Origin of the sequence: Paenilisteria rustica (assembly GCF_013820765.1) — a bacterium.
GTDB classification, from domain to species: domain Bacteria; phylum Bacillota; class Bacilli; order Lactobacillales; family Listeriaceae; genus Listeria_A; species Listeria_A rustica.
Genome location: NZ_JABJVM010000020.1, coordinates 1 through 12,675, shown reverse-complemented (window position 1 = coordinate 12,675; position 12,675 = coordinate 1). Strand labels below are relative to the sequence as shown.

The 12,675-nt window shown below is 42.0% G+C and carries 9 protein-coding genes; 5 read left to right on the top strand and 4 right to left on the bottom strand.

Annotated elements, in window-relative coordinates:
• The first annotated feature begins 15 nt into the window (after positions 1-15).
• From HPK16_RS14365 to HPK16_RS14345, 5 genes are all read left to right on the top strand, one after another.
• On the top strand, positions 16-981 hold the full coding sequence (locus tag HPK16_RS14365) for a cation diffusion facilitator family transporter (protein ID WP_181677606.1): 966 nt from the start codon (positions 16-18) through the stop codon (positions 979-981).
• 214 nt (positions 982-1,195) lie between these two features.
• Positions 1,196-2,680, top strand: a complete 1,485-nt coding sequence (locus HPK16_RS14360; protein ID WP_181677605.1) for an MDR family MFS transporter — start codon at positions 1,196-1,198, stop codon at positions 2,678-2,680.
• 166 nt (positions 2,681-2,846) lie between these two features.
• The gene (locus tag HPK16_RS14355) at positions 2,847-5,720 is read left to right on the top strand and encodes an immunoglobulin-like domain-containing protein (RefSeq protein WP_181677604.1); all 2,874 of its coding nucleotides are present in this window, start codon (positions 2,847-2,849) and stop codon (positions 5,718-5,720) included.
• Between the two features lie 105 nt (positions 5,721-5,825).
• A complete protein-coding gene (locus HPK16_RS14350) occupies positions 5,826-6,731 on the top strand; it encodes an AEC family transporter (RefSeq protein ID WP_181677603.1) in 906 nt (301 codons plus the stop codon).
• Between the two features lie 122 nt (positions 6,732-6,853).
• Positions 6,854-8,314: an AcpB/EbpR/MafR family transcriptional regulator gene (locus tag HPK16_RS14345; RefSeq protein WP_181677602.1), complete on the top strand. Its 1,461-nt coding sequence runs from the start codon at positions 6,854-6,856 to the stop codon at positions 8,312-8,314.
• A gap of 51 nt (positions 8,315-8,365) precedes the next feature.
• Here HPK16_RS14345 and HPK16_RS14340 read toward each other — a convergent pair whose 3' ends face one another.
• The 4 genes from HPK16_RS14340 to HPK16_RS14325 all read right to left on the bottom strand — a co-directional run bounded on the left by HPK16_RS14340 (position 8,366) and on the right by HPK16_RS14325 (position 12,339).
• A complete protein-coding gene (locus tag HPK16_RS14340) occupies positions 8,366-9,316 on the bottom strand; it encodes a quinone oxidoreductase family protein (RefSeq protein WP_181677601.1) in 951 nt (316 codons plus the stop codon).
• 256 nt (positions 9,317-9,572) lie between these two features.
• Positions 9,573-10,691, bottom strand: coding sequence for a dual-specificity RNA methyltransferase RlmN (rlmN, locus tag HPK16_RS14335; protein ID WP_181677600.1), 1,119 nt, complete (start codon positions 10,689-10,691; stop codon positions 9,573-9,575).
• A gap of 63 nt (positions 10,692-10,754) precedes the next feature.
• Complete coding sequence (locus HPK16_RS14330) at positions 10,755-11,444, bottom strand: amino acid racemase (protein WP_181677599.1); 690 nt, start codon at positions 11,442-11,444, stop codon at positions 10,755-10,757.
• Positions 11,445-11,517: 73 nt separating this feature from the next.
• Positions 11,518-12,339, bottom strand: coding sequence for an alpha/beta hydrolase (locus HPK16_RS14325; protein WP_181677598.1), 822 nt, complete (start codon positions 12,337-12,339; stop codon positions 11,518-11,520).
• Positions 12,340-12,675: the final 336 nt, after the last annotated feature.

Here is a 12,675-nt window from a genome sequence, read left to right as displayed (position 1 = left end):
AAGAAGGAACCCAATTTGAAAGAAATATTCCAACTACTGAAAAAGGGAAACAAATCGGCACTCACCGCGGCAATCGTCAACGTGCTTGTCTCCATCATTAAAGGAACTACCTACATCTTCACGGGAAATGTCGCGATGTTCGCCGAAACACTTCATAGTCTTGGTGATGCGGCAAACCAATTTTTCGTATTCGTCGGCTCAGCGCTCAGCAAAAAACGTCCAACGAAGCGATTTCCCAATGGTTTCGGCCGTGTTGTGAATCTCGTGCTTCTCGGTGCTGTCCTAATCGTTGGTATCATGGCATTCGAGACGATCAAAGAAGGCCTCGCTCACATTTTCCATCCGACAGAATCGACTGGTTTCCTCATTAACCTTCTCGTTCTGGCCGTTTGTACCATTCTAGAAGGCTTTGTACTTGTGAAAGCCATGCGTGAAATTGCCCACGATGTCGGTCTAGAATCGCGTGGCCTCAAGTTGTTCAAAGATAGCCTCGCCAATTTTGGTAAAGCAAAAGCCGCAACTCGTCTCGTTTTCCTCGAAGATTCGGTCGCAACTGGTGGCGGACTTTTGGCCATGATTGCAATTATTATTTCCTATTATACGCCTTACCATCAAGCAGAGGGAATCGCTTCTGTCCTCATTGGTATTCTCATGTTCCTCGTTGTCGGCAAAGTATTTCTTGATAATGCAGCCGGCGCGATTGGTGAGTCTGACGAGGTGATGCAAGTCCAAATTGGGCAGCTTGTCATGACAGACCCCGACGTGCAGGATATCCAAGTTATTACGGTACTAAAAGAAGGCGACTTTTTCCATGTCGAAGTGGAGGTCGAACTCGATCCAGAAATGACGCTCGCTCAGGTGGATGACGTTAAGGATCGACTAGAAGAAAGCATCCTGACTGTAAAAGGTGTCGTTGATGTCCTCGTGACGTTCGATGAAGACGATACTATCACTAATTGGGAATACGGCGATGGTCGCTAATTTTATAGTTAACATACGGTGAACAGTATTTTCGTTTCTGCTCACCGTATTTTTTTCGCCCTAAAAATGGAGCCACACAACAAAGACAACGCTATCATTTATATATCCAAATTTTTTTCAACGTTTTCCATTGACTCTTTTGCCAAATTGCCCTATAATAATCAAATAGTTAATTAAGTGAACTAATTACTTTTAAATCAAAAGGAGATTGAACATGACACAAACTGCACAAATGGAACGGCCTGTTGATATTCAGGGGAAACCTTATAATCGTATGTTACTAATGACAGTAATGCTTGTGGGGGCATTCGTTGCTATCTTAAACCAAACGATTCTATCAACGGCGCTTCCTCACATTATGGAAGATTTAAACATCACAGCATCAACTGGGCAATGGCTAACGACAGCATTCCTACTTACAAACGGGATTATGATTCCGATTACGGCTATGCTAATCGGTAAAATCAACTCGAAAACACTATTTTTAACAGCAATGATTGTCTTTACAGTCGGTACAGTTATTTCGGCTTTCTCAGATAGCTTTGCTTTACTACTAACTGGACGTATCATCCAAGCAGCCGGGGCCGGTATTCTAATGCCTCTAATGCAAACGATTTTCCTACTTATCTTCCCACCAGATCGTCGTGGGGCAGCAATGGGTATGGTCGGACTAGTTATCGCTTTTGCGCCAGCTATCGGACCCACTTTATCAGGTTGGATCGTTGACAGCTATGATTGGCACATGCTTTTCATCATCTTGATTCCGATTGCCGTTCTTGATATTATCTTCGCCTTTTTCGCCATGAGAAAAGTGGTAGAACTAACGAATCCAAAAATCGATATTCTCTCGATTGCACTTTCAACTATTGGTTTCGGTGCCCTTCTTTACGGCTTTAGTAGCGCGGGTACAGACGGTTGGACAGATGGCCTTGTGCTTACCATGTTCGCAGTCGGTGTAGTTGGTTTAGTCCTATTCGTATGGCGCCAATTGAAAATGGAAAAACCGATGCTCGAACTTCGCGTTTTCCAATCACCAGTTTTTACGTTATCAACTATTATTAGTGCCATCGTCATGATGTCCATGATCGGCGCTGAAATCGTATTACCACTTTACATCCAAAATATTCTCGGCGAAACCGCGCTACACTCTGGATTACTACTACTTCCAGGTGCAATCGTAATGGGTGTTATGAGCCCGATTACCGGTATTATTTTCGATAAAATTGGACCTAAATTACTCGCAATCGTTGGTATGACACTACTTGTCGCGGGTACGATTCCATTCATGTTCTTGACAAAAGACACGTCTACTATGTACATTATCGTCTTCTACGCCGTGCGTTTCTTCGGTATTTCGATGGTTATGATGCCAATGTCGACAGCTGGTATGAACTCGTTGCCACTGAACATGATGAGCCATGGTACTGCGGTAAACAACACGATTCGCCAAGTTGCCGGTTCGATTGGTACAGCGATTCTAATTACAGTATTGAGTAACGTAACGAAAGATAATATGCCTGGAAAAGCTTTGGCAATGACTGATCCACAAGCCTTCCAAAGCCAAGCATTGACAGCAAACCTTGACGGTATGAAAGCAGCGTTCCTCGTTGCCGTAGCCTTCGCGGTTGTAGGTTTGATTCTGAGCCTATTCGTGAAAGATATCCGTCCTCAAGGTAAGAAATCTGTTACTAATAAATAATACAAAAAATGCGTTCACATTTGATGTGGCGCATTTTTTTAATAAAATCTACAAATCTGTCACAATTTCCATACATATATTTGCCGAAATCTAAATACTCCATATATTTTATGCTTCTCCTGGGTGTTATAATGTGTACGATATACTTAGAAAGGGGCCAAATAACATGAAATCACATTTTAAAAAGGGAACACTCATTTTTGCCATATTTGTACTAATTATGAGCAGTATTTTACCAACTTTACAACCGCTCGCTGCCACAGAAAATATCACCATTACCATCACACAACTATCAAATGATAGCCAAACCGTTACAGGAAATGGTGCACCAAACGGTGTTGTCACTATTTTAGATAAGAAATCCGATACGCTTGGCTATGGAAAAACAGATGCTACGGGGAAATTTAGCATTCAAGTCAGTCGTGCACTTATTTATAATGAAAAGATTATAATTTACATTTCTGTGAACGGCAAAAATGAAATGAGCGAAAGCCTTGTTACTGATGATCTTGCACCAAAAGCTCCAAGACTTGAAGGAACGGAGACTACTCATTTAGATGCAACTTTAGATATTACAAGCCTAGATTATGAAAAAGCAATTGGTAATCTCGTAACTGCTATTGTTGGTGGAAAGAAATACGAAACAACCCTCGGAGCGTTTGGACGAGCAACAATCACTCTAACAACACAAGCGAAAATTGGCGATAAAATTGAGATTACAGAAACAAATAGACACAACGGGAAAGTCAGCCCACCCACAATTTCTTATGTGACAGATGGGACACCTATTTATCCAGCGCTAAATTTCACAAAATTAATCACAGATGAAACAACTCAGGTTACTGTTGAATGCCCGATTCCTGTTGAATACGGAGAGCGGACAATAGCGCTTGTTTTGAGCAATGGCATCATTTTAACAAAAAAGGTGACCCTCTCTTATTATAGAATCAAAGAAACATTTACGATTCCACCTCAGCCAGATGGGGCCAAGCTAACGACTTACCTCATTGCACCCAGCGGCTTTAATAGCGTTGAAAATAGTACTTACGTTACTTCATCTAAGATAGCAATCCAGCTCGATTATCTTGATACAACAAAGCAAACCATTACTGGGAATTACACTGGCGAAGCACGAGCAATACTTGATGTTAATGGTACTCAATATCCAAACGAAAGCAAAACAAAAGGCCAATTTAGCTTTGCGATTAATGAAAAAATACGCTCATCGCTTATCAAAGCTAGCGTAAAACTCTATAATACTTCTGGTTATCTAGCCGCTACTCAAAAAGTGAAACCGGCCATTTTCCAACCTGTCGTTCTGATGCCTAAAGAAAACACCATTACTGGACGGTTTGACGGTGAGCTCGACTATATTAACCTGCTCGTAAACGGAACAGAAACACAAAATATATATCCAGATGGTTCCACATTTAATTACTATATTGGCAATGCTCGCTATACCTCTGCCGATGATATTATCATTCAAGGTTATTCAGATGGTAGAATTGTAGATAAAACTAAGCTAGCAATTATGCCAAATACAGCCGGTTCTATCACGATAGACGGATATACGTCCTCCGATACGGAAATCACAGGATCATGGAAAGGTGACGTGGCAACAGTTGCTGCGATGAGCTATAGCAATTTTATTAGCGATAAAGTAAAGGTCGATAAAAACGGCCATTTTCTCCTAACACTAGATGATTACTACAAAAACACGATGTATTATATTATTGCCTATGATCAATATGGTCATGTGCTAAGTAAAGTTCGTGCAATACCTTCTAGTAACACCATTCAAGCAGATACGTATTTCATTGGTAAAAATCAAGTTACCGGTCTTGTAAAGGGAGATATCAAATATGTCCGTCTCACTGTAAATTCAACTTATGATGTTGCTTATGAATTTCTACCAGTGAATAGCGACGGTACCTTCTCCATACCAAGTTCAGAGATCTACTCCAATACTGACGTAGTTTTCATCACAGGTTATAATTCTAATAAAGATGAAGTAGCAAAAAAGCAGCTATTTATTAGAAATGAAACAGCAGAAGTTGATTCATTCGCGATTAACGATAGTTATATTACTGGTAGTTACACTGGTGCAATTACAGCTGTGAACATCGTAGTTAACGGTCAGCAATACAAAAATGGTTCATTCTCGAATGGGACTTTCAAATTTTATGCAAAAGATAAGAAAATCAAGAAAGACGATAAGGTTTTTGTTCAACTATTTACTGGTGACACACAGGTCTATGAGTCCGCTGTAAAAATCACTGATCCACTCAAAGCAACCATCACACCGTTTAATATTGTCACTGATAGAAATATTCTCGCAACCTATCAGAATGCTACCGTCACTCGAGTTTCCCTTCTTGTCGATGGAATAACTTATAACGGTGGTACAGTTGCAAATGGTAAGGTCACTTTTTACGCATTGGATAAGATCTCCAAAACCAGCAAGAATGTAACTATGCTTTTTTATAATACAACAAATCAATTACTACTGGAACAAAATATAAGTGTCATAAATGAGCCTTTCGTTGCCGCTGTGAACACTTTTAAATTAGGTGATAAAAATATTATTGCAATCTATAAGAACAGTACTGTTGCCAAAGTGAGCCTTGTTGTTGATGGCACAACTTACAATGGAGGTACAATCGCAAATGGAGCTGTCACTTTCTACGCACTTGATAAAATTCAATCTGCCAACGAAAGTGCTATAATGTACTTTTATGACGGTCAGGATAGGTTGCTCGGTAAACAAATGGTTATATTTGAAAGAAGCCCATTCGTGGCTAATGTAACTGCCTTCAAATTAGGCGACAAAAATATACTCGCAACCTATAAAAATCGTAAAGTCGGTCGGGTTAGCTTAACCGTAGATGGCGTCGTTTACAATGGTGGAACAATTAGCGATGCATCTATCACATACTACGCTTTAGACAAAATCAAAGCCAGTAGCAAAGATATCTCCATGCAATTCTATGATCCAAATGATAAATTACTTCTAGCACAACAAATTACGATTACAAAATAATATCCCCACATAAAACAGCGCCTGAGGAAGCAATTTCAGCGCTGTTTTATTATTTGTGCTAAGATAGTTAAAAAAGCTTTCTAACTTAAGAAAAGGGTGTTTTAGATGGAATTTGTTTTGATTTTGTTGCCGATTTTCGGAATTTTCGCGATTGGCTTTATTGGGCAGAAAACGCTCAAGTTTGATATTCCGAATTTGTCGAAGTTGACGCTTTATTTGATGTCGCCGTTTTTGGCGTTTAATACGTTTTACACGAATGCATTGACGATGGATTACGCGTATTTGCTGATTTTCGTCGTTGGGCTTTGTTTGTCGATTATTGCGATTATTTACGTGATCGCGAAGGTGATGAACTACGATATTCAAGATGCGTGCGCGATGATCTTAGCCTCGGCGTTTATGAATAACGGAAATTACGGAACGCCGGTCGTTTTACTTATTTTCGGCGCGGCAGGGCTTGATATTGCGGTTATTTTGATGGTTCTGCAACAACTTGCGATGAGCACAATTGGCGTATTTTTTGCGGCTCGGGGAAGTTCTCAAAATGCTAGTATGAAGATTGTTTGGCAACGCGTGGTACGGATGCCTGTCGCCTACGGTGCGCTACTCGGAATTCTCTTGCAGCTCGTTCATTTTCCAGTTCCAGCTAGCGTTATGACATGCGTAAAACTAGTTGGTGATGCTGCGATTCCAACGATTATGATTGTACTCGGCATGCAACTTGCGGTCATCTCCTTTCGCCGCATTGACATCCCAAAAGTATCGATTTCGCTTATTTTGCGACTGCTCATTTCACCCCTGATTGCCGTTTTATTTACGCTGATTTTGCCGGTGGATACGATGACGAAGCAAATCATGATTCTGCTTGCAGCGATGCCAACTGCCGCGAATACAACGTTGCTCGCTGTCCAATTTAACACCAAACCAGACCTTGTTTCCAGCACTACTTTTATCAGTACTGTTCTCAGTATTGTCACAATTCCAGTCGTTTTATGGATACTTTCCCCTTAAAACTAATGACAAATTAAAATTTTCATGATATAGTTAACTCTCTAAAATAATATTTCAAACATCATGCCAATTATTTGTCCCTACAGCCCAATGTGAATCTATGAGCTAGGAGTGGTATCTTTTTGAAAAATTTAATCGTCGCCTCTGAATATCGCAAACTCCACCTGTTACAAACACTATTCGAAGCCCCGCAAAACTATCAAAAAAAGGAACTGGCAGACATCTTAGATTGCTCTATTAAAACGTTAGAGCGCGATATTGTGTCTCTGCAAGAACTATTTGATTCAGATGTCGCCCATGTTTATGAAGACTCCTCCAAAAACATCCTGCTTGATGTCGGTGAGCATGTCAATTTTGCCTATCTTTATGCCCTTGTAGTCAGTAATTCCCATCTATATTTACTAGCAAAGGATATTTTTACGGGCCAAAAGATGAGCTTAGCCGAGTGGGCGAATGAGCATTACACTAGCCTCCCTACGATGTATCGCCGCGTCCGTCAAATCGATACGTATCTCGCCGAAAGTAACCTTATTTTAGAAACGCAACCGCTCGCTATTAAAGGTTCCGAGATTAACCTCCGTTTTTTTTACTACCAAATCTACAGTAAATCCTACCCGTACACCGAATGGCCATTTCCAGATATCCCTTATGAAATCGTCAATCAATTTATCCTCCAAGTCGAAGCTTTTTACCACATCCGTTTTTCACTATCTTCACGAATCCAATACGCGATTTCTATTGCAGTTTCCTTAATACGCATGCAGCAAGGCAATACTCACACATTTCAAGAGCACTGGTTACAAACTTGGGACGCATTCGCTGCATCACAACCCGAGGGCATCACGATTGATTACAGTATCCTTGAACAACTCATTGGCATGTCATTATCAAGAAGTGAACGTTTTTTCACGTTAGCCGCTACTTTCTGGAGTCACTTCACACATACAGATGATTTTTTCCTAACCGCACGCGCCACATTTAGCCCCTCCACCTATCTGCCAAAATATACGCTCGCCTCTGAACTTACTAGTATTTTGGGTGAATATCCTAGCACTGAGAAGGACTTTGCGATTACCGAAACGATCGATTTTCTATCTTGTTTCACCTTTATAGATAACATAAATATTTTACCAGATATACCTCTACCTCAAGTTCCCCTAGAAAAAGCTACCCTCGCTGATCAAGTTCATAAAATCTTAACGAAATATGAATCGCATCCTAATTTCCGCTTTATTCGTCAAAATAAGTTGGTGATTACAAATCATTTAACCGATATTTATAGTATCCTCACACAGCAAACACAGCACTATGACACGCTCCATATTAAAGTTATTTCGAAAAAAGGATATTTGTGGGAAAACTATCTTCGTGGTGAAATTGAACGAAAATACTCAAAAAATCAGATTCGCATTTGTACTGACGTGACGATGAACGAGCAACATTCGAATATCGATTTAATTATCAGTGACTTCCCATTCTATGAACAGACGGAGATTCAAGCAGATGGTTTACTTTGGAATATTCCACCTTCATTAGCAGATTTCGCTCAGTTGGATAATATTTTAGAGCGGCAGAGAGCATAAGAAAAGCAGGTAAATTGGACTATGTATAAAAATCCAACTTACCCGCTTTTTTTATGGAATCAACAAAATTTTCCCCGTACTTTTTCTACTTTCCAGTAAATCATGGGCAGCTTTTCCGTCAGATAAGGCAAATTTCCGCGGCTTATTCACCGTTATTTTGCCAGTACTAATCATATCGAACAAAGCACGTGAACGCTTAATCCGCTCTTCTTTGCTCGTTAAAAAGCTCCACAAATCGCCGCCTGTCAATGTTTTCGAGGTATCCATCAACATCCGTGGATCGACCGCAGCAGGATCGCCGCCAGACATGCCATAAAAAACGACCGTCCCTTTTTCGCGTACCGTCTGGAAACTATCCATCAGCGTTGAACCTACAGAATCATAGACCACATCCATTTTTCCAGCGAGTTTTTCTGCCCAATTATCACTGTATAGCAAAACCTCTTCTGCGCCTAGTTTCCGTGCGACTTCGGCTTTTTCTTCCGTAGAGGTGAGGCCAATCACTTTGCCACCGAGTGACGTAATAATTTGTGTCAACATCTGGCCAACGCCGCCTGCAACCGCATGGACAAGCGCTACGTCTCCGTATTTAATCGCGTAACTATCTTTTGCCAAATAGCTTGCAGTCAGGCCTTGTAACAGAACAGATGCGGCGACACCATCCGAAATCGCATCGGGAATCGGTATCGCCTGTGTAACTGGAACGGCAACGAGTTCGGCATTCGCAAGAGGCACATCAACAAACGCCACTCGGTCTCCAATCGCGAAATCCGTCACACCCTCGCCAGTCGCCTTCACAACTCCCGCACCCTCATAGCCGAGTATGTAAGGCGGCTCGCCAACAAGATGGTAATTCCCCTTCCGACGATAAATATCCGCAAAATTCAAACCAATCGCAGTCGTATCAAGCAAAATTTCACCCGCTCCTGCCACTGCATCTGGAATATCTACATATTGCAACACATCCGAATTCCCGAACTCATTAAAAACCAACGCTTTCATAAAATCGTCTCCAATCTCCCATTTATGTAAGAAAAGCCAGGATTAGGCTCCGGATAAAGAAAAATACGCCTACCCGTTATTAATGGATAAGGCGAGGATTCCGCTTTAAACAAATCGAGCGAGAGCGTTTGTATTCCACAATTTTGGTGGAAACCGGAAGCAGAGCATACTGGTGTATGTGAGAACCAGAAGTCCGCCAAAATTGTGGAATGCGAGCGCTTGTCGCCGATTTACTTGGGCTATCATCCCTACTTATTTATTCTGCAGTTGCTGCTTTGGCTTCAGCCTCTGCTTTTTCACGCATCCGTTCCCGAACGCCTTTCTTCTTAATTTGCTTACTACGCAATTGACCACAAGCCGCATCAATATCCGTCCCATGCTCGCGACGAACGACACAGTTAATGCCTTTACGCTTCAAGGTCTCATAAAACGCGTCAATAACCTCCGTATCGCTACGTTGGTACTGATCGTGCTCATCAACTGGGTTGTACGGAATCAAGTTCACCCAAGCCAGATGGCGCTTCTCACCGATTAAAGCCGCCAGTTCAAGCGCTTCCTGCCTGTGATCATTGACATCTTTTAGCATGATGTACTCATACGTAATACGGCGATTCGTTTTCTCCAAATAATACTCGACCGCTTCCATCAATTTTTCCAGTGGATACGTCTTATTAATTCGCATCACACGCGTACGCAAATCGTTGTTCGGCGCATGTAATGACACGGCCAAATTGACACGAATATCCTCATTGGCAAAATCAATAATACGCGGTGCCAAGCCACTCGTCGAAACTGTAATATGACGCGCACCAATCGCTAAGCCCTTCTGATCGTTCACAACACGAAGGAAATCCATCACGTTATCATAATTATCAAACGGCTCGCCGATACCCATAACCACGATATGACTCACACGCTCGCCTTGCCCCTTCGAATCCAAGTAAAGCTGCACGTTCATGATCTGCTCGACAATCTCACCAGCATTCAAGTCACGTTGCTTCTTCAACAGCCCACTCGCACAAAAAGTACAGCCGATATTACATCCCACTTGCGTCGTCACACAAACACTCAGCCCGTAAGAATGCGTCATCATAACTGTCTCAATTAAGTTACCATCCGATAATTGGAACAAATATTTCGTCGTGCCATCTTTAGATTCCTGTTTAATTTGTTCGTTCAACGTGTGCATCGTGAAGTTTTCCTCCAACATATCCACACATGTTTTATTCAAGTTCGACATCTGCGCAAATTCCGTGACCCGTTTAACATAAAGCCAGTCCCACACTTGCGTCGCGCGGAATTTCTTCTCGCCTTTTTCCTCAAACCAGTCGCCAAGCTGCGCCATCGTTAACCCGTAAATCGAGCTTTTTTCCATTCTTTAAAAACCTCTTTTCAAAATTTCATTACGCCTTATCCAAATTATAACGGTTTTAGCGCCTTATCGCAAGGCTTCCTTTGCCGCATATTCCGCATGAAGTTCAGCTGTTTTAAAGATCGGCAACGTCACGTCTTGTTCTCGAATCAACAACTCCAATTCCGTACAGCCCAAAACAACGCCCTGCGCCCCTTTTGCAATCGCTTTTTCAATCACCGCCAGCATCTTCGCCCGCGAATCCTCAGATATTACACCCAAGCACAATTCCTCAAAAATAATTCGATTCACCTCGTTGCGATCCGTCTCGTCTGGAATCTGAACCTCGATCCCACTTCCCTTATAGCGTCCCTTATAAAAATCCTCGACCATCGTGTAACGCGTCCCAAGCAACAAAATCTGCTCTAATTTCCGCTCACCAATCGCCCGAATCGTCGGCTCTGCAATATGTATGAGCGGAATCCCGGTCGCATCCTCCACCTGCCGTGCCACCTTATGCATCGTGTTCGTACAAATCACAATAAAATCCGCACCTGCCCGTTCCAATTTCACCGCAATATCCGCCAAAATGCGCCCAGCCTCATCCCATTTACCCTCGTGTTGCAACTGCTCAATCACATAAAAATCCACACTATACAAAATAATTTCCGCAGAATGGAGTTCACCCAACATTTCGCGAACCGTCTCATTGATAATTCGATAATACTCCGTCGTCGATTCCCAACTCATCCCGCCGATTAATCCGATTTTTTTCACAATCGCACGCCTCCTCCTAATCTTTTCAGTATAACAAAAAACGACCACTAATTGATCGTTTTTCATCCTATATTCAATAAATAAATCCTGCAACAATCGCATCCACCGTCGTATTTTCATGCAAATCACTATGTTGCGCGTCCGAGCCCGTCACAACCTGTTCACTATAGTCCACCACTGCATCATCAAAAATCAGGCGTGAAGCTAGCGCACTCTGAACCGGCACGACACCATCCGATACCGAATCATTATCCAAGTCTCCCGCAATCGAAAGCACCTTCAAATTCGCATCCAAATTCGAACTATCCGCAATATATTTCTGCAATTCCGCCGTTCTATTTGTCACATCCACGAAATCCGTCGACGCCGCATTATCATCCGCATCCAAATCGTTAAACGGTGTTCCAATCACGACCAATTTTTCCATCATAGGCGATGAATCATCTGCTAATTCCTCCGCGTACGTCGTTAGCGCCAAACCACCATTCGAGTGCCCAATCGCATTATATTGCGTCACATTATACTTCTTCTGGATATCCTTTATGACCGCGTCAACCCACTCAGCCTCTTGGTCAATCGGCGCATCATTATTCTCAAACACGATTTGGATAAAAGGATTCTTCGACTTGTCACTCAGCATTCCTTGATACTCCAGCGTGCCATCTTTTTTCACCAACACAATCACTTTGTCCGTGGATTTGCCATATGTAGCCGTAATTCGCGAAATCATCCCGTTGAAGGAATTCGCGGTTCCATGAGTCCCGTGAACAAGCACAATCGGCGTCGTGTCCGATAAGTCAACATCCTTGAGCTTCGCTGAATATGCCTTTATTGATCCAAACAAAGCAACTGCCACAAAAAAACATCCGCCAAACAACGCCAATTTCCGCCACATACAACATCAAACTCCTTCTGTTTCATTCTCATATACTTACTTTACCCATAAAAGATGAACAAATTATTACCAAAATATTAGGTTTTAAAGAAGTTTTGAAGATCTGGTTTAGAAGTTCGGGGTTTGGGGTTTGATTGATTAAACATGTTACCTGCTACAGGCGTTTTGGTTTCCCACGTATCTATCTGTTTTGGGGTTATTCCTCATTTCCCGTTGCAATCACCCACTGGTGGATTACATGCTCGTTTCACTCTCATGCATATTGTGGCTCGGTCGTTTACTGGTCCTTAATTGTTCTGTAGTTTTTCATGTTTTGGTTTGCCGACTTTCTCATTC